A 17430-nucleotide genomic window follows, 5' to 3' on the forward strand; every position below is an offset into this window, starting at 1 on the left:
TGAAGACCGCCACGGTGTTTGACGCCTCACGGCAGCCTCTTGGCTCAGCCCTTGCCGGACAGGACGTCCAGCGCTTCCTTCGGGTCGATGCGGCCGTCATAGAGCGCCCGGCCGGAGATCGCGCCTTCGAGGCGTCTGGCGTCGGGCATGGTCAGGCGCACGACATCGGCCAGCGAGGCGAGGCCGCCGGACGCGATCACCGGGATCGAGACCTGTTCGGCCAGATCGATGGTGGCGTCCCAGTTGATGCCGGTCAGGATGCCGTCGCGATCGACATCGGTGTAGATGACCGCCGCCACGCCGGCATCCTCGAACTGGCGGGCGAGATCGACCACGGTCAGCTCGGAGGTCTCGGCCCAGCCCTCGACGGCGACCTTGCCGCCCTTGGCGTCGATGCCAACGGCGATCTGGCCGGGGAACCGCCGGGCCGCCGCGCGGACGAGGTCGGGATCGCGCACGGCGACCGTGCCGAGGATGACCCGGGCCAGGCCCTTGTCCAGCCAGCGCTCGATATCCTCCATGGAGCGGATGCCACCGCCAAGCTGCACCTTCATCTGCGAGCCGACTGCCGCCAGAATGGCGTCGACGGCGGCGTCGTTGATCGCGCGGCCGGCAAAGGCGCCGTTGAGGTCGACCACATGCAGATGGTCGAAGCCGGCGTCACGGAACTCGCGCGCCTGGGCGGCCGGGTCGGCATTGTAGACCGTCGCCTGGTCCATCAGGCCGAGCTTCAGGCGCACGCAGGCGCCGTCCTTGAGGTCGATGGCGGGGAAGAGAATGGGCATGGCGTCCAGGCTTTCAGGTGGCCGCGTGCGGCCGGATCAGGGGTTCCACGACAGGAAATTGGCGATCAGGCCGAGGCCCAGCGTCTGGCTCTTTTCCGGATGGAACTGGGTGCCGGCCTTGTTGCCATTGGCGACGATCGCCGTGACCGGACCGCCGTAATCGGCAGTGGCGACGACGTCGTCCGGGTTACGCGCCACCAGATGGTAGGAATGCACGAAATAGGCGTGCAGCCCGCCTTCCTCGGTGGGGATGCCAGCCAGCAGCGCGTGGTCGTGATTCACGTGAATGGTGTTCCAGCCGATCTGCGGCACCTTCAGCGTCGGGTCCGCCGGCTCGATCCGCACGACGTCGCCCGGGATCCAGCCGAGGCCTTCCGTGACCGCCTTCTCGCGGCCATAGGACGACATCAGCTGCATGCCGACGCAGATGCCGAGAAAGGGCCGGGCCCTGGTCTCGACGGCTTCGCGCAGCGCCTCGGTCATGCCGGGGACGGCATCGAGGCCGGCACGGCAATCGGCATAGGCGCCCACGCCCGGCAGGACGATGCGGTCGGCGGCCAGCACCACCTGCGGATCGTCGGTGAGGACGATCTCGGCATTGGCATTGCTCTCTCGGGCGGCGCGCTCGAAGGCCTTGGTGGCCGAGCGCAGATTGCCCGAACCGTAATCGACGATGGCGACGGTCTGCATGTGTCTATCGTTGCTCCATGGCACCGAAGAACCCGGCGCTGCGGGTCGAGGTTCCGCGTCGGCGCGACATCGGCCCCGGCGCCGGCCACGGCGCGGTGGCGCTCGCGGGATCGGCGGGCCGTCCGGCCGTGGAAAAATAGGTGAGCTCGGCTTCGGCCCGGTCGCTGGCCAGGAAGGCGGCGCTCTCGCGCCATCCCTTGCGGCGATAGCGCCAGGCGCGCAGGCTCGGGCCCTCCAGCGCGACGAGAAGGCCGACGAGAAGCTGCAGAAGCGAGGCCGCGAAGGAATGGCCGCTGGCCTCGCCCCACAGGCTGATGGCGACGAGCACGAGCAGCGTCGCGAGACCTTCCAGCCAGAGCCGGTACCGCCACAGCCACAGGACGGTGAACAGGAACGCCCAGAAGGAGAAGCCGTCGCGCACGAAGACCACGCCGTCGGAGCGCGCCCCGGCGGCGGTCTCGCCGGGCTCGAAGGCGATGAAGCGCTTCAGGCCCATGGCCGTCCCGCCGCCCGCCCGGTCACGCCAGCGTGCCCTTGGTGGAGGGCACGAGGTCGGCCTGGCGCGGATCGATCGCCACGGCGTCGCCCAGCACCCGTGCCACCGCCTTGAAGCAGGTCTCGGCGACATGGTGGGCGTTGCTGCCATAGAGATTGGTCAGATGCAGCGTCACGCCGGCATTCTGCGCCAGCGCCTGGAAGAATTCCTGCACCAGCTCGGTGTCGAAGCTGCCGATCTTGTGGCGCGAGAACTCGGCCTTGAAGACGAGGAACGGCCGGCCCGACACGTCGATCGCAGCGCGGGTCAGGCACTCGTCCATGGCAAGGTCGAGCGAGGCGTAGCGACGGATGCCGCGGCGCTCGCCCAGAGCCTGCCGGATCGCCTGGCCAAGCGCGATGCCGGTGTCCTCGACCGTGTGGTGGTCGTCGATGTGGTGATCGCCCTTGGCCGAGATGTCCATGTCGATCAGCGAATGCCGCGACAGCTGTTCGAGCATGTGGTCGAAGAAGCCGACGCCGGTATCGATGGTCGAACGGCCGCTGCCGTCAAGGTCGACGCGCACGCGGATCGCGGTCTCGTTGGTCTGTCTCTCGACGACGGCATCACGCCGCCCGGCAGTCTGGCCCATCGCTGTCACCTTCGCGGGGAATGTCCCGGCGCTCTTACCACCGCCCCATGGCAGATGTCACCTCGCAGGCCGCTTCCTTGGCAAGGCCGGCCCGAAGGCCCACATGGGGCCCGGATCGGCGGTTCCTGCGGCCTCGAACGGCGCAGCGGCCTGCTGGATGGAAAAGGACAGTGCGATGAGCATGGAAAACCACGACCCCGCCACGATCTACGGCACCACCATCGTCACCGTGCGCAAGGGCGGCAAGGTGGTCATCGCCGGCGACGGGCAGGTGTCGCTCGGCAATACGGTGATGAAGGGCAATGCCCGCAAGGTGCGCCGGATCGGCAAGAAGGGCGATGTCATCGCCGGCTTCGCGGGCGCGACCGCCGACGCCTTCACCCTCTTGGAGCGGCTGGAGGCCAAGCTCGAGCAATATCCCGACCAGCTCATGCGCGCCTGCGTTGAACTCGCCAAGGACTGGCGCACGGACCGCTATCTGCGCCGTCTGGAGGCGATGATGATCGTCGCCGACCGGCAGGTGACGCTGACGCTCACCGGCAATGGCGACGTTCTCGAGCCCGAGCACGGTGTGATCGCCATCGGCTCGGGGGGCAATTACGCGCTGGCCGCGGCGCGGGCGCTTGCGGATACGGATTACGACGCCGAGGAGATCGCCCGCCGCGCCATGAAGATCGCCGGCGAGATCTGCATCTACACCAACGACAATGTCGTCGTCGAAAGCCTCGACGAGACCGCATGACAATTCGGGGGCGTCGCGAGGCGTCCCCCTTTTATACCCGCCAGCCATGATACGCCGGCGACCAGCGCCGGCAAAGCAATCGCGGATCAGTCCGCCGCGCGCTCTCCGATCATCGGGAAATGCGGTGCCGCCTGCCGGTCGAACAGGCCAATGAGGCGCGGATCGTCGGCGACCTCCACCATCTGGCGCACCGGCGTGAAACCCGAGCGCCGGTAGAAGGCCATCGCCTTGGGATGGTCCATCGTGTTGGTGTGCAGCCAGAGCTTGTCGATCGACCGGGCGAAGGCGGCGGCGATGGCGCGGCCCATCATGAAGCGCGCCGCGCGGGTGCCGATCAGCACCTCGGTCACGCCGAAGAACACCAGCTCGCAGGCGCCGTCCTCGCGGAAATCCAGCTCCACCAGCCCCTGCGGCACCCCGTCCACGTCGAGCGTGTGGATCGCCACATCCGGATGCCGGATCGTCGCGGCCAGCTCTTCTGCGGTCAGCGCCAGCCGCGAATACCACAGATGATTGCCGCCGATGCGGCGATACAGCGCCTCGTACCAGGCCGGATCGGGCTCGGTGACGCGCTGGAACTGCCAGTTCGCCTCGCCCGGCAGCGGCTCGAGCCCGGCCGGCGGCGCGGTCATCTCCAGCACCGTGGCGATGGCGGCGATCTTGCCGGGCGGGATGGCGGTGAAGCCGTCGGGAAGCTGCATGGCGGTGCGCTCTGTGTCTGGAGAAGCTGACGAGAAAAGGCCCGCGGAGAGCTCTCGCCGCGGGCCTTTTTGATTCACGTGAAACATTCCGCGCCACCTGAAGCGGCGCGGAATGCGAAGGCCCTAGGGCCTATTCTTCGTCGCCACGACCCTTCAGGGCCGCGCCGAGGATGTCGCCCAGCGACGCGCCGGAGTCGGACGAACCGAACTGTGCGACGGCTTCCTTCTCTTCGGCGATCTGCAGCGCCTTGATCGACACGCCGACGCGGCGCGCCTTCTTGTCGAACTGCGTGACGCGGGCGTCGATCTTCTGGCCGACCGAGTAACGCTCGGGGCGCTGCTCGTCGCGATCGCGGGCGATGTCGGAGCGACGGATGAAGGAGGTCAGATCGGTATCGACGATCTTCACTTCCAGGCCGCCATCCTTCACTTCCGTGACCTCGCAGGTGACCACGGCGCCGCGACGCACGTCACCGGCTTCAGCCGCCTCGACGAACGGATCGCCACCGACCTGCTTCATGCCGAGCGAGATGCGCTCCTTGTCGATGTCGACGTCGAGCACCTGGGCCTTGACGAGGTCGCCCTTGTTGAACTCCTCGATGACCTGCTCGCCCGGACGGTTCCAGTCGAGATCCGACAGGTGGACCATGCCGTCCACGTCGCCGTCCAGACCGATGAACAGGCCGAACTCGGTCTTGTTCTTGACCTCGCCCTCGACGATCGTGCCGATCGGGAACTGGTCGCGGAAGCTCTCCCACGGATTGGCGAGCGTCTGCTTGAGACCCAGCGAGATGCGGCGCTTGTTCGGGTCGACCTCGAGAACGACGACCTCGACCTCCTGGGAGGTGGAGAGGATCTTGCCCGGATGGACGTTCTTCTTCGTCCAGGACATCTCGGAGACGTGGATGAGGCCTTCGATGCCCGGCTCCAGCTCGACGAACGCACCGTAGTCGGTGATGTTCGTGACGCGGCCGGTGACCTTGACGCCCATCGGGTACTTGACGCCGATGCCATCCCAGGGATCGGCCTCGAGCTGCTTCATGCCCAGCGAGATGCGATGCGTCTCCTGGTTGATGCGGATGATCTGGACCTTCACCGTCTGACCGATCTGCAGGATCTCGGTCGGATGGTTGACGCGGCGCCATGCCATGTCGGTCACATGCAGCAGACCGTCGATGCCACCAAGGTCGACGAAGGCGCCGTAATCGGTGATGTTCTTGACGATACCGTCGACGACCTGACCCTCTTCGAGGTTCTGGACGATCTCCGAACGCTGCTCCGCACGGCTCTCTTCGAGCACGGTCCGGCGCGACACGACGATGTTGCCGCGACGCTTGTCCATCTTCAGGATCTGGAACGGCTGCGGCGTGTTCATCAGCGGGCCGACGTCGCGGATCGGACGGATGTCGACCTGCGAGCGCGGCAGGAAGGCCACGGCCCCGTCGAGGTCGACCGTGAAGCCGCCCTTGACCTGGTTGAAGATCTGGCCTTCGACCTTCTCGTTGTTGTTGAACTTCTCCTCGAGGCGAACCCAGCTCTCCTCGCGGCGCGCCTTGTCGCGCGACAGGACGGCTTCGCCGAGGGCGTTCTCGATGCGCTCGACATAGATCTCGACGACGTCGCCGACCTGGAGACCACCGTCTGCGCCCTTGGCGCCGAATTCCTTGAGGGCGACACGACCCTCGACCTTCAGGCCGGCGTCGATGACGGCCATGTCTTTCTCGATCGCGACGACGGTGCCCTTGACGACCATGCCTTCGGCGACGTCCTGCTCATGGAACGAGGCTTCGAGCAGTGAGGCGAAATCTTCGCGCGGGGATACGTTGGACATTCCTACTCCTTGGGGACTCTCTCGGTCTGGTCGAGAGAGCAGCGCGCCGTGGGGCGAGGCCCCGGGTCAGACGTTGCAAACGTCCGGGATCGCGGTCCGGCCCATCCCGGCGTTGACGGCGGGGAGGGGCCCGAAGGACGACCGCCTCTAGGCGGGTCGGCATTCGTGCGGCGCGCGGGACCGCGGCCGGACAGGTGATATCGAAGCTCTGGGCAGGGCCGGCAGATACGCGCAGGCCGATAGCCGAAAAGGACGTGGTCCAGTTCTGAACCCGCCCCGCAAACTCCGTTCCGTCAGGCCAGGGCGCGATCGATGACCGCGCAGGCCGCCTGGAACGCCGCTTCTATACCCAATTCGCTGGTGTCCAGCAAGTGTGCATCGGGCGCCGGCCGCAGCGGCGCGATGGCACGGCCGGCATCGCGGGCGTCCCGCTCGCGCACTTCGGCGAGAATCCGCTCGTAATCCACGTCGCGGCCCTTGGCGGCGAGTTCGTCAGTGCGCCGGCGCGCCCTCACCTCGGCGGAAGCCGTGACGAAGATCTTCACCCGCGCCTGCGGGCAGATCACCGTGCCGATGTCGCGGCCATCCAGCACCGCACCCTCGGCGCGGGCGGCGAAGCTGCGCTGGAATTCGGTGAGCGCCGTGCGGACCGCGCCGTGCACGGCGACGCGCGAGGCGAGTTCACCGGCCTCGCGGCCGCGCAGCGATCCGTCGTCGAGATGGCTGGTGTCGAGCTCCGTGGCGATCGCGCCGGTCGCTTGCGCATCGTCGAGATCGACGCCGCGATCGTCGGCGAGCTTGCCGACGGCGCGGTAGAGCAGCCCGGTGTCGAGATAGGGCAGGCCGTAATGCGCCGCGACGCGCTTGGCCAGCGTGCCCTTGCCGGCCGCCGCAGGGCCGTCGATCGCGATGGTGAGCGCCGTGGTCATGGGGTCAATCCGTATTGGCCGACGCATCCGGTTCGGGCGTCGGAGTGGCAAGGGTGGTGACACCGCGGGCGTCGAGAACCAGCAGCACGGCGGCGATCACCGCGCCGAGGAGATAGGGGATCGCCACCATGAACAGGATCAGCGCCAGTTCGCCGATCTTGCGGGCTGCGCCGATGACGAAGTCGATGACGCCGTTGCCGGTGGCCAGCACCGCGTCGCCCGCGCCGAGCGGCGCATTGGCATGGAGGACGGCCAGGACGACGCAGCCGGCGACGAAGAGCGGCATGGGAAGCAGTGCGGCGAGGCGGCCCTTCAGGGTTCCCGGCGCGGCCCGCAGCTGGCGGGCGCGATAACGCCCGTAGATGAAGGCCAGCGGCGAGAAGAACAGGAGCGCCAGAAACGCCGTCAAATCATGCTCCGTCGGACAGATCGGCGCCGAGGCCGGCCATCATCGCCTGGAACGCCGGGAAGCTGGTCGCGATCATCCGGCCGTCATCGACGGTGACGGCGCGCTCGCAGGCCATGCCCAGCACCAGGAAGCTCATGGCGATGCGGTGGTCGAGATGGGTGGCCACCGTGCCGCCGCCATAGGCGCCGTCCGGGCCGCGGCCGTCCGGATTGCCGGTCACGGTCAGCCAGTCGGCGCCCTCCTCGTGGACGATGCCGTTGACGGCGAGCCCGGCGGCAACGGCGGCGAGGCGGTCGCTCTCCTTGACCCGCAGCTCGTCGAGGCCGCGCATGACCGTGGTGCCCCTGGCGAAGGCGGCGGCCATGGCCAGCACCGGATATTCGTCGATCATCGACGGCGCGCGCTCGGCCGGCACCTCGACCGCCGTCAGCTCCGAATGGCGCACGCGCAAATCGGCGACGTCCTCGCCGCCGGCCACGCGCCGGTTCAGGATCTCGATCGACCCGCCCATCTCGATCAGCGTCTCGACGAGGCCGCTGCGGGTCGGGTTCATCAGGACGTTCTCCACCGTCACGTCGGAGCCCGGCACGATCAGCGCGGCGACGACCGGGAAGCCCGCCGAGGACGGATCGCCCGGCACGGTGAAGTCGGCGACGCCCTTGAGGTCGCCCTGACCCTCGAGCCGGATATGGCGCACGCCCTCGGCGTCGGTCTCCACTTCCAGCGCGGCGCCGAAGCCCTGCAGCATCTTCTCGGTGTGGTCGCGTGTCATCACCGGTTCGACGACGGTGGTGATGCCGGGTGCGTTGAGGCCGGCGAGCAGCACGGCCGATTTGACCTGCGCCGACGCCATCGGCACCCGGTACTCGATCGGCGCGGCGACGCGCGGCCCGTGCAGCGACAGCGGCAGACGGTCGCCCGAACGCGCCACGACCTGGGTGCCCATCAGCCGCAGCGGATCCAGGACCCGGCCCATCGGGCGCTTGGAGAGCGAGGCGTCGCCGACGAAGGTGGCGCCGAAATCATAGGAGCCGACCAGCCCCATGGTCAGGCGCACGCCGGTGCCGGCATTGCCGAAATCGATGATGCCCTCGGGCTCCAGGAGGCAGCCATTGCCGACGCCCTCGACCACCCAGGTCTCGCCCTCCTTGCGGATCTGCGCGCCCATCGCGCGCATGGCATTGCCGGTGGCGATCACGTCCTCGCCTTCCAGAAGCCCGGTGACGCGGGTTGTTCCGGCTGCGATGCCGCCGAACAGGAAGGCGCGATGCGAGATCGACTTGTCGCCGGGAACCGTGACCGTGCCGGTCAGCGCGGCCGAATGGCGAGCGGCGATCGGCCGGGGGTTGGCTGCGCTTCCATGCATGTGACGTTCTTCCCGGTTCTCTCTGGCCCCGCACGGGTGGCCTGGCGTCGTGGCGCGGCGGGCGAAGGGCCCGGTCGGCGGCATCGGGGCCGCGCGGCGGCCACCCTGTCGTCCCGCCTGCCGGGGTGGAAATCGGCGGCCGGGACGGCGGCCCTTTCTGTCGCCCGAATCGGGCTTTGACAAGGGCCGGTCTAGGCCGTATGGGACCAACCGATTTTCAACGGACCGGCACAGCGTCGCGAAAGCGCCAGATACCGGCCGCGTCACGGGCTTGCCGCGGCGGGGCCGGCGGCTTCGTCGCAGCGCTCGGCGGCCCGGTCTGCCTGTTCCGGCCTGGGCCGCGGATCGGCGGACATCGACCGCCGCATGCAACCCGGACCCCGATCAACCAGTTGGACGCGTCAGGCGACCATCCCGATCATCACGAGGCGATAATGGCGAAACCCGAACTTGGTACCAAGCGGACCGATCCCGAGACCGGGAAGAAGTTCTACGACCTGAACCGCGATCCGATCGTCTCGCCCTTCACCGGCAAGACCTATCCGCTGTCGTTCTTCGAGACCGTCGAGGTTTCGCGCTCCTCCGCCGCTGCCGCCAAGGCGAAGGCCAAGGCAGCGGCCGCCAAGCAGGCGGCCGACGAGGAAGAGGAGGATGAGGACGATACGGTGGAGATCGAGCAGACCGACAACACCGTGTCGCTCAACGACGTCGAGGAAGAAGAGGGCGCCGGCACCGCCAAGGCCAAGCCGGATGTCGACGAGACCGACGACGAAGACGCCACCGACGACGACGACGACGACGCCGCCTATCTGCCGGACGACGAGGATGACGACGACGACGTCTCCGACATCATCGGCGGCGGTCGCGACGACGACGAGGACTGATCCGGTCTTCAAGGCGCACAACCGTCGGCCGACCGGCCGGCGGGACCGTTGCGAAAACAGGCGGTTCCGGAAAATTTGCCGGCATCGCATCCTGACGAGGGAAAACCACTTGACCCTCGCGGCGGGCTTGATTAAACCCCGCCCACACAACGCGAGCCCGACCACCAGACGGGCTCCGACATTCGCCGGTCAACCGGCGGCGTGGGGCCATAGCTCAGCTGGGAGAGCGCTACAATGGCATTGTAGAGGTCAGCGGTTCGATCCCGCTTGGCTCCACCAATCTCTCCGTCATAGGCAAAAGGCGTGAGAGTTCAGCATCTTAGATGCCCTCTAGCGCTTTTTTCGTACCCAGGTTCGTACCCACGCTGCGTACCTTTCTCAAGACGGCGCATCGCGAACCGGTCTCACTGAGGTGCGAACGTTTGGGGTGAACTCACGAGCCCCCATTTCATATATACGAACGCGCAAGAGTTCCCCCTTGGGGGGGACGTTTAGCCGATCAGCCGTTGCGTGACTTCGCACACAAACCGCGCCATCTTCTTCAGAAAGGTATCTCGTCATCCAGTTCCTGCCTCTTGGCGGGCGCGGGAAGAGCCTGCTGGACTGGGGGAGCCCCAAGCCGCTGAGCCTCAGCATCTTCCGCGATCTTGTCGTCGCCGAGGAGCTTGGTGATCGTTGCTATCGCATCTGGTGCGTCAGCGAAGACGGCAACCGTCCCCACCATCAGCGCTCCGACGTGGGCAAGGATGGCAAGCGTCTTGCCGAAGCCGACGCGTTGATTGCGCAACTCCGAAGATAGATCATCAAGCTTCCCTTGTAGAGCAGCCTTACGCGCCTTCGGGAGGTCGCTCTCGTCGATCATGTTCCGCAGTCTTTGGATCTCACGTTCAATCTTCCCGCGTGTCACAGTGGCGAGCCGTACGGAAAGCGGGTCGTTCCTTCCGCCTGACTTCAGTCGAATTCGGGCGACAGCTGCGCTTGTTGCTCGAAGGAAACGATTGAACTCGGTCGCCGGTTCGTCGGCGTAGTCCGGGAACTCCACACGCGCTATCCCAAGCTCTTCAGCAGCTGCAGCTACAATCGTCATGTACTGGGCTCGGACTAGGTGGTCGAATTCGACCTGTGTGTCTTGGTCGATCAGCCTGTTCATGTTTCGACGACAGACAGCCTCCACCGCCACGAACTTCAGCTCTGGGTCATCTGGAAGTGTTGCATAGTCGTCTTCAGAGATCAGATCGTAGTGCATCGTTTCCTGCCGGGTTAGGTTGTGGACGATAGAACGCCGTCCACCTGAGCGCTACCCTTCCAGTCACGAGCTTCCCTGAGCGACCGCTTTGTCCACAAACGTATACCTTTCTGGCCCACCCCTCTTGACCGTACACTTCGCGTCCATTAACCGTGTGTCCACCAACGTCTAAGAGGATACCGGACATGACCGTTGTTGCCTACGCTCGCGTCTCCACCGGCCAACAGGACTACCAGACGCAGGTGGATCGCCTGAAGGAGGCGGGTGCTGAGAAGGTCTTCCACGAGAAGCGGTCCGGCCTCGATAGCGAGCGCCCCGAGTTGGCCCGGTGCCTTGAGTTCGTTCGAGAGGGCGACACGCTCCTCGTCACCAAGCTCGACAGGCTGGCCCGATCCACCGCCGATCTCTATCGCACCGTGACGGAGCTTCAAGCGAAAGGCGTCGCCTTCAAGGTGTTGGACGATAGCGCCGTTGATACGACCACGCGCACCGGCAAGCTCGTCATGGGCATCCTCGCGTTGATCGCTGAGTTCGAGACGGAGATCAGGAAGGAGCGGCAGATGGAAGGCATCGCGAGGGCGAAGGCCGAAGGCCGGATCGGCGGCCGTCCGCCCAAGCTTACTGGCGAGATCCGTGCGTCCATCATGGGGTTGCGTGAGGAGGGTAACAGCATTCGACAGATTGCGGCGAAGGTCGGTTTCTCGAAAGCGACTGTGCAGAAGGTGATTGCCGAGAGACAGTTCCGGATGCGAGCTAGTGGCAATTCTGTTGAGGCTGGGGGACAAAATGGCGAGGAATACACATAAAAAGCAGCATGTTATACCGCGGTCGTATCTTGCTGCTTGGTGTGATCCACAGACGCCTAAGGGCTGGGAACCGTATGTGTGGGTCTGGAAAAAGGTCGGAAGCCAGCCCGAGCGTCGGTCTCCCGGAAACGTCTTCACGCAGACGGACATGTACACGGTGATGGTAGGAGATGAGCGGTTACTGCACTTAGAACATGGCTTGTCCCAGCTTGAGACGAAGTTCGAGCTAGTACGCCGTCGTTTTATCGCACCGGGTCTTTTGATCACGGCGGAAGAAAAAGTATACCTTAGTGCGTTTGTAGTAGCGATGATGAACCGGACCGCTCGGCAAAAGGACCACCATCAGCGTCAATTCGGACAGTTACTAGGCAGGGCGAGACGCCTTGAGGAGCGGGTACGGGATGGTGGTTACCATGATGGAATGGCCACAGGCATTTCCAGCGCCGATAGCAGCGCCATTGGCATCGACGAGCTTCAGGCAGTAGTCGATCAGCCCTTGGATGTACTGCTCCCCACTGCGATCGACATTCTAACTCCCATATACGCAGATCGAAACTTCTCCTTCCTGCGAGCGCCGTCCGGTATGCAATATATCACGTCAGATAATCCAGTACTTCTCTACGACCCGGCCAGGCCCCGGGGGTCATTCTGGGGAATTGCACCAGCCTCGCCAACGATAGAGTTGACCATGCCGATCTCACCAACCACTTGCGTGGTCATAGCTCATAAGGCGGAGAACGGGTTCTATGAAGCGCCGGCCTCATTTGTGCGACGGGTGAACGATGGGGTAAGGGCAGCCGCCGAAAGCCACTACATATCGACTTCCGGAGAGGTCGGTGTGATGGCGTTCTCACCGCTTCCTGGGTTGGTTGGCTGATGTAAGAATGAAAGCGTTCCTGTTCCTCTGGGGACGGTTGCTAAACTTGATGGAGAAGCATGCCTCGGACGTGTCGAGTGATTGGATGTACGAACGAAACAGCATCACGCTACAGTGCCTACTGCCCCACCCATAAGACGCGCCTGCGCCGCCATGGCAGCGTTGATCAGCGTGGTATCGGGAAGGCGGACTTCGCCCCGTATCTGCGCCGTGTCGCGGCTAGGCGGGAGAAGAACCCCGAGAACCCGATCTGGGGCCAGCTAGAGGTCCGATGGGAGGCCATAGAAGCCCACTCACGGGCGATCTTGAGTAAGGCTGCGGACGGCCGGCCCGTGAACCGAAGCGAGCTGAGGGCCGCTACAGAGCTGATACGTCTAGCCGACGGGGCCGCAGCTCGGGACATCATCGATGCCGCGCTCGCGATGTTCGTCATGCAGGAGATGGAGCCGCACCGGTTCCGCTCGGATCGGGCGTTTTGGACCCAGCTCGTGCGGCGGGTGCGAGGCGTCGCGGGTGTCAGCGCCGGCCGACGGTGGGATCAGAACGCCGGGAAGGTCCGTCATGTGTATCGCGAGCTATCCCCTCAGGCATCGTCGGTTTTGCGGGTGTGGATCGTGGAGGCCTTCGGGATGGCCGGGCTTCGGCTTGCAGAGTTAGAGGAACGCGACCTCGAGGCCCTGCAGTGCCGGCAGAAGGAACTTCGAGATGCCCTTGAGGAGCTGAAGTGATGGCGCGGCATGAGGAGGCGATCGTGACTGAGCTGAGCATCGCTGAGATCGTGCGAGACCCGCAGTTCCAGATGCGCCGAAAGCTCGATGCTGGGGCTGTGAAGCGGTACTCTGAGCAGTACAAGCTGGATCGCGATATGCCTCCAGTGGTGGTCGCTCGCGTAGATGAGACGTTCCTGCTCGTTGACGGCTGGCACCGGCTGCAGGCTCTAGAGAACCTAGGGCGGCATCAGGTGCAAGCTGACGTGCGGCATGTGACCCGCACGCAGGCCCTTTGGATGGCAGCGCAGGCGAACCTGACGCATGGGGTCCCGCTGAAACCCACGGAGATGCGGCAAGTGTTCCGCGCGTACGTGAAAGCTGGAAACCACAGGACGCCGAAGCGGCGCTACAAGTCTTACCGCGACATCTCAAGCGACATCGGGAAGCCCGTCGGCACGATCTACAACTGGATGCGCAAGGACTTTCCCCAGGTAGCCGGGAAGATGTCCGGTGGACCGGGTGGCCGTGGCGGTCTCGAGCCAGCTCCGAAGGTCTCTTCCCAGATCGCCTCGGCGAGGGATGGTATGGAGCGGCTCACTACGGCTTTTCAAGCCACCAGTGATCCAGAGGATCGAGAGACGATCATCCGTGAGGCTGAAGGCATCGTCAGCCGGATGAAGGAGACGGTCGGGTGGGAGGAAGACCCCTTCTGAGCCCTAGCTACCGGCCGGCAAAGCCCTGCAGGTTAGGCGGTTCGAGCCTTTAGTGTTCAGAATGAACATGCCCTTGCAACGGCACAGGCCTGAAGCGCCTTTCGTGGAGGCTATCGGAGGTTTTTACGAGCTGGGCAACCGCACTGCCTCGACGCACCGCCGTGCTTGTTCAAGCTTTGGGCCAGATGAGTAGACGCTAAGCGTCGTCCCGGCGCGTCCGTCCCTATGACCGATAACGGCTGAGATGATGTGGGGAGGTTGGTCCGCACGTTCAGCTTCTGTCGCAAACCATCGACGGAATGAGTGGAAGTTCACCCGAGCGCGTCGATTGCCCGGTATCACGTCATCCACTCCCACACGTCGCCGATAGCGTGTGAACTCCTCAGATGCCTTTGATGACTTTTCTCGCTGGCCATCCTTGGAGTTCAGATACGGCCATTCAGGGAAAAGATCATCATCGGGGTGCTTTCCCTCACACCTCCGAGCCACGATACGTTGCAGGTCGGGGTGAATGGGGCATAGTCGCGGTCCGGGTTCCCTTTTCTGCGGTTTGAACCGAAACGTATCGTTCTCACAGTCTTTGACGCGGAGACAAACTATCGGGTCGATGCGGCTGCCGGTTAGTGCGCCCATCCGCATCAGATCGTGCATCCGTTCGGTGGCTGGCCCCGACAGCAGCGTCTGCAGCTCGGCCTCGGTGAATGGCCGCTCCTTCTCGACGTCCGATACCCTCGGCTCTGGGAGTACAACCCCCTTCCAAACATTCGCCTCAACCTCATGCCGACGGTGCAGCCATTGCCAGTACCGGGATAGTGTAAGCCCACGCGGTGTACCGCCTTCACAGCGTTCGCCGTATCGGTGAAGTCCTAGGAATAATCCTAGGAGCAGCACTATGACGATAGCAAAGTTCGAGGTGATTACCGGCGGGGGCGGAAGCCGCCGTCGTTGGAGCCGTGAGGAGAAGGAGCGGCTGGTCGCGGCATCGTTCGAGCCCGGTGTGACGGCATCGCAAGTGGCTCGTTCGGCGGGTCTCCATACGAGCCAGCTATTTCGGTGGAGAAAGCAGCTCTGTGAGACGCGGAGGCCTCAACCGCCTGCGTTGGTTCCGGTGACAGTTGCCATTCCGACGCCGACGTCCGCACCGTCTCACGACTTTCCGGCACGGGCGAAGACGGGACGGCGCCGTGCGTCGGACCGGATCGAGATCGAGCTTTCCGGCGGTCGCACGATCCGTGTTGACGCAGGTATCGATGTTGAGGCGCTCGGCCGCATTCTCGATGTCGTGGACCGTCGTCGATGATCCCGGTTCCGAGCGGCGTTCGGGTATGGCTGGCGACTGGCCATACCGACATGCGCAAGGGCTTTCCCGGATTGTCGCTGTTGGTCCAGGAGACGCTGAAGCGGGATCCAAACGACGGCCATGTCGTGGTCTTTCGCGGTCGCCGCGGCGATCTGATCAAGGTGATCTGGCACGACGGACAGGGCGCCTGTCTGTTCACGAAGCGGCTCGAACGGGGGCGCTTTATCTGGCCGTCACCGGCCGACGGAACGGTGACGATCTCACCGGCGCAGCTCGGCTACCTGCTTGAAGGGATCGACTGGCGCCATCCCCAGAGAACCTGGCGCCCGAGCGCGGTCGGATAGCATAAACTCCTTGTGTTGCAGGGGGTCTGTGGCAGAATCGGCTTTGTCACGAACTGCTTCGGATTTTCCGCCATGGCCGCCGCGCCAGATGATATCGCCGCTTTGAAGGCCGCCCTCGCGGCGGCCGAACGGCGTGCCGATCGGGCGGAAGCCGAAGTGGCCCGCAGAAAGGCGAAGGCCTCGGACGCCGAAGCCCTGATCGCGCATCTGACGCTTGAGATCGAGAAGCTCAAGCGCGAACTCTATGGGACGCGTTCGGAGCGCAAGGCCCGTCTCCTCGACCAGCTCGAGATGCAGCTCGAGGATGCCCAGGCCACTGCCACCGAGGACGAGCTTGCCGCCGAACGGGCCGCGGCGAAGACGACGAACGTTCAGGCCTTCAACCGCAAGCGCCCCTCGAAGAAGCCTTTCCCCGAGCATCTGCCGAGGGAGCGGGTGGTGATCGAGGCGCCAACTTCGTGTCCGTGCTGCGGCTCGGCAAAGCTGTCGAAGCTCGGCGAGGACGTCACCGAGACGCTGGAGGTGATCCCACGCCAATGGAAGGTGATCCAGACCGTCCGCGAGAAGTTCACCTGCCGGGAGTGCGAGACGATCACCCAGCCGCCAGCGCCGTTCCACACGACGCCGCGGGGCTTCCTCGGACCAAACCTCCTGGCGATGATCCTGTTCGAGAAGTTCGGGCAACATCAGCCGCTGAACCGCCAGTCCGACCGCTACGCCCGCGAGGGGATCGACCTCAGCCTGTCGACGCTCGCCGATCAGGTCGGCGCTTGCGTCGATGCCCTGCGCCCGCTTCACGACCTCATCGAGCGGCACATTCTTGCCGCCGAGCGGCTGCATGGCGACGATACCACCGTGCCGATCCTGGCCAAGGGCAAGACAGCGACCGGTCGGGTCTGGGTCTATGTTCGCGACGATCGGCCTTTCGGCGGACAGGCACCGCCGGCGGCCCTGTTTTACGCCTCGCGCGACCGCACGGCCGAGCATCCCGAACGCCATCTCACCGGCTATGGCGGGATCCTCCAGGCCGACGCCTATCCCGGCTATGGCCGGCTTTATGAGGCAAGCCGAAGTCCCACTCCGGTGACGGAAGCGCTCTGTTGGGCTCATTCGAGACGGAAGTTCTTCGAACTCGCCGACATCGCCAAAAGCGCCCGGCGAGGAAAGAACGCAGCGCCGATCTCGCCGCTGGCACTGGAAGCGGTCAAGCGCATTGACGCGCTGTTCGACATCGAACGCGAGGTGAACGGCTGCCCTGCCAAAGAGCGCCTGGCTGTCCGGCAGGAGCGAAGCGTGGCCGTTCTGGCCGATCTGGAGGACTGGATGCGCATCGAGCGGGCGCGCCTGTCGCGCCACGCGCCGGTCGCCAAGGCCATGGACTACATGCTGACACGCTGGGACAGCTTTGCCCGCTTCACCATCGACGGCCGGATCTGCCTGACGAACAACGCGGCGGAACGCGCGATCCGCGGCCTGGCTCTCGGCCGCAAGTCATGGCTCTTTGCCGGTTCCGATCGCGGCGCCGATCGCTGCGCCTTCATGCTGACGCTGATTGCGACGGCCAAGCTGAACGATATCGATCCGCAGGCCTGGCTCGCCGACGTCCTCGCGCGCATCGCCGACATCCCCCAAACTCGGCTCCACGAACTCCTGCCCTGGAACTGGCCACCCCGTCAGGAGATCATGGCGTCGGCCGCGTAAACAGCTCCCGGAAAAGGTCTTCCGATCGCCGATGACCCTCATCCGTTAGCATCACCGATTTTGCCTTGTTCGCCGGGTCAGTGATCATTCCCTTCCGATGCAAACGGTCGGTCACTTCCCAGTCAAAACTCTTCCAGGCACGCCGATTGCCGTGCAGCGTCAACCACAAAAGTGCCAGGACAGCATCATCGATCTTGTCGTTATCGATCTCCACGCGGTCAGGATAACACAGCAAACCGAGACCGCCGCGGCTCACACCGGATGGATAC

Annotated in this window: 21 protein-coding genes and 1 tRNA gene; 10 read left to right on the plus strand and 12 right to left on the minus strand. The window is 64.9% G+C overall.

What is annotated here, in order from left to right; translation table 11 throughout:
* Nucleotides 1–44: 44 nt before the first annotated feature.
* Genes hisA through hisB form a run of 4 tightly spaced genes read right to left on the minus strand, consistent with a single transcriptional unit; the run spans nucleotide 45 to nucleotide 2602 of the window.
* Complete coding sequence (gene hisA, locus H536_RS0120545) at nucleotides 45–785, minus strand: 1-(5-phosphoribosyl)-5-[(5-phosphoribosylamino)methylideneamino]imidazole-4-carboxamide isomerase (RefSeq protein WP_024352241.1); 741 nt, start codon at nucleotides 783–785, stop codon at nucleotides 45–47.
* A gap of 36 nt (nucleotides 786–821) precedes the next feature.
* A complete protein-coding gene (hisH, locus tag H536_RS0120550) occupies nucleotides 822–1475 on the minus strand; it encodes an imidazole glycerol phosphate synthase subunit HisH (protein WP_024352242.1) in 654 nt (217 codons plus the stop codon).
* A gap of 4 nt (nucleotides 1476–1479) precedes the next feature.
* A complete protein-coding gene (locus tag H536_RS0120555) occupies nucleotides 1480–1971 on the minus strand; it encodes a DUF2628 domain-containing protein (protein WP_024352243.1) in 492 nt (163 codons plus the stop codon).
* 22 nt (nucleotides 1972–1993) lie between these two features.
* On the minus strand, nucleotides 1994–2602 hold the full coding sequence (hisB, locus tag H536_RS0120560; protein WP_024352244.1) for an imidazoleglycerol-phosphate dehydratase HisB: 609 nt from the start codon (nucleotides 2600–2602) through the stop codon (nucleotides 1994–1996).
* Between the two features lie 181 nt (nucleotides 2603–2783).
* Here hisB and hslV point away from each other — a divergent pair, with 181 nt between their 5' ends.
* The gene (gene hslV, locus H536_RS0120565) at nucleotides 2784–3344 is read left to right on the plus strand and encodes an ATP-dependent protease subunit HslV (RefSeq protein ID WP_024352245.1); all 561 of its coding nucleotides are present in this window, start codon (nucleotides 2784–2786) and stop codon (nucleotides 3342–3344) included.
* 86 nt (nucleotides 3345–3430) lie between these two features.
* On the opposite strand, the gene H536_RS0120570 is transcribed toward hslV, so the two are convergent.
* The 5 genes from H536_RS0120570 to aroA all read right to left on the minus strand — a co-directional run bounded on the left by H536_RS0120570 (nucleotide 3431) and on the right by aroA (nucleotide 8580).
* Nucleotides 3431–4045 carry a GNAT family N-acetyltransferase gene (locus H536_RS0120570; RefSeq protein WP_024352246.1) on the minus strand — a complete coding sequence of 205 codons (615 nt, stop codon included), beginning with the start codon at nucleotides 4043–4045 and terminating at the stop codon, nucleotides 3431–3433.
* Between the two features lie 130 nt (nucleotides 4046–4175).
* Nucleotides 4176–5876: a 30S ribosomal protein S1 gene (gene rpsA, locus H536_RS0120575; protein ID WP_024352247.1), complete on the minus strand. Its 1701-nt coding sequence runs from the start codon at nucleotides 5874–5876 to the stop codon at nucleotides 4176–4178.
* Nucleotides 5877–6169: 293 nt separating this feature from the next.
* On the minus strand, nucleotides 6170–6805 hold the full coding sequence (gene cmk / locus H536_RS0120580; protein WP_024352248.1) for a (d)CMP kinase: 636 nt from the start codon (nucleotides 6803–6805) through the stop codon (nucleotides 6170–6172).
* A gap of 4 nt (nucleotides 6806–6809) precedes the next feature.
* Nucleotides 6810–7214, minus strand: coding sequence for a hypothetical protein (locus tag H536_RS0120585; protein WP_024352249.1), 405 nt, complete (start codon nucleotides 7212–7214; stop codon nucleotides 6810–6812).
* 1 nt (nucleotide 7215) lies between these two features.
* On the minus strand, nucleotides 7216–8580 hold the full coding sequence (gene aroA, locus H536_RS0120590; RefSeq protein WP_024352250.1) for a 3-phosphoshikimate 1-carboxyvinyltransferase: 1365 nt from the start codon (nucleotides 8578–8580) through the stop codon (nucleotides 7216–7218).
* Nucleotides 8581–9014: 434 nt separating this feature from the next.
* Here aroA and H536_RS0120595 point away from each other — a divergent pair, with 434 nt between their 5' ends.
* Complete coding sequence (locus H536_RS0120595) at nucleotides 9015–9464, plus strand: TIGR02300 family protein (RefSeq protein ID WP_024352251.1); 450 nt, start codon at nucleotides 9015–9017, stop codon at nucleotides 9462–9464.
* Nucleotides 9465–9667: 203 nt separating this feature from the next.
* A tRNA-Ala gene (locus H536_RS0120600) sits at nucleotides 9668–9743 on the plus strand.
* A gap of 262 nt (nucleotides 9744–10005) precedes the next feature.
* Here H536_RS0120600 and H536_RS0120605 read toward each other — a convergent pair.
* Nucleotides 10006–10710, minus strand: a complete 705-nt coding sequence (locus tag H536_RS0120605) for a hypothetical protein (protein ID WP_024352252.1) — start codon at nucleotides 10708–10710, stop codon at nucleotides 10006–10008.
* 185 nt (nucleotides 10711–10895) lie between these two features.
* On the opposite strand from H536_RS0120605, the gene H536_RS0120610 reads away from it, so the two are divergent.
* The 4 genes from H536_RS0120610 to H536_RS0120620 all read left to right on the plus strand — a co-directional run bounded on the left by H536_RS0120610 (nucleotide 10896) and on the right by H536_RS0120620 (nucleotide 13816).
* Nucleotides 10896–11516 (plus strand): recombinase family protein, encoded by a 621-nt coding sequence (locus H536_RS0120610; RefSeq protein ID WP_024352253.1) that lies wholly within the window; start codon nucleotides 10896–10898, stop codon nucleotides 11514–11516.
* Complete coding sequence (locus H536_RS23925; protein ID WP_081652014.1) at nucleotides 11497–12393, plus strand: DUF4238 domain-containing protein; 897 nt, start codon at nucleotides 11497–11499, stop codon at nucleotides 12391–12393. The genes H536_RS0120610 and H536_RS23925 overlap by 20 nt, the downstream gene beginning before the upstream one ends.
* Before the next feature lie 77 nt (nucleotides 12394–12470).
* Nucleotides 12471–13121: a hypothetical protein gene (locus H536_RS0120615; protein ID WP_051141668.1), complete on the plus strand. Its 651-nt coding sequence runs from the start codon at nucleotides 12471–12473 to the stop codon at nucleotides 13119–13121.
* Nucleotides 13121–13816 carry a ParB N-terminal domain-containing protein gene (locus tag H536_RS0120620; protein WP_024352255.1) on the plus strand — a complete coding sequence of 232 codons (696 nt, stop codon included), beginning with the start codon at nucleotides 13121–13123 and terminating at the stop codon, nucleotides 13814–13816. Before H536_RS0120615 ends, H536_RS0120620 begins: the two co-directional genes overlap by 1 nt.
* 123 nt (nucleotides 13817–13939) lie before the next feature.
* Here the strand turns inward: H536_RS0120620 and H536_RS25220 are convergent, their stop codons facing one another.
* Nucleotides 13940–14707: a tyrosine-type recombinase/integrase gene (locus H536_RS25220; RefSeq protein WP_280512690.1), complete on the minus strand. Its 768-nt coding sequence runs from the start codon at nucleotides 14705–14707 to the stop codon at nucleotides 13940–13942.
* A 1-nt stretch (nucleotide 14708) separates the two neighbouring features.
* On the opposite strand from H536_RS25220, the gene tnpA reads away from it, so the two are divergent.
* The 3 genes from tnpA (at nucleotide 14709) to tnpC (ending at nucleotide 17161) form a co-directional block, all read left to right on the plus strand.
* The gene (gene tnpA, locus H536_RS23935) at nucleotides 14709–15116 is read left to right on the plus strand and encodes an IS66-like element accessory protein TnpA (protein WP_081651925.1); all 408 of its coding nucleotides are present in this window, start codon (nucleotides 14709–14711) and stop codon (nucleotides 15114–15116) included.
* Nucleotides 15113–15460, plus strand: coding sequence for an IS66 family insertion sequence element accessory protein TnpB (tnpB, locus tag H536_RS0120625; RefSeq protein ID WP_024350968.1), 348 nt, complete (start codon nucleotides 15113–15115; stop codon nucleotides 15458–15460). Before tnpA ends, tnpB begins: the two co-directional genes overlap by 4 nt.
* A gap of 72 nt (nucleotides 15461–15532) precedes the next feature.
* Entirely contained in the window at nucleotides 15533–17161 is a 1629-nt protein-coding gene (tnpC, locus tag H536_RS0120630; RefSeq protein WP_024350967.1) for an IS66 family transposase, read from the plus strand.
* Here tnpC and H536_RS23940 read toward each other — a convergent pair.
* Nucleotides 17142–17375, minus strand: coding sequence for a DUF6429 family protein (locus H536_RS23940; RefSeq protein ID WP_035695345.1), 234 nt, complete (start codon nucleotides 17373–17375; stop codon nucleotides 17142–17144). The genes tnpC and H536_RS23940 overlap by 20 nt on opposite strands.
* Nucleotides 17376–17430 lie beyond the last annotated feature (55 nt).

Origin of the sequence: Aurantimonas coralicida DSM 14790, assembly GCF_000421645.1 — a bacterium.
Classification (GTDB): Bacteria; Pseudomonadota; Alphaproteobacteria; order Rhizobiales; family Rhizobiaceae; genus Aurantimonas; species Aurantimonas coralicida.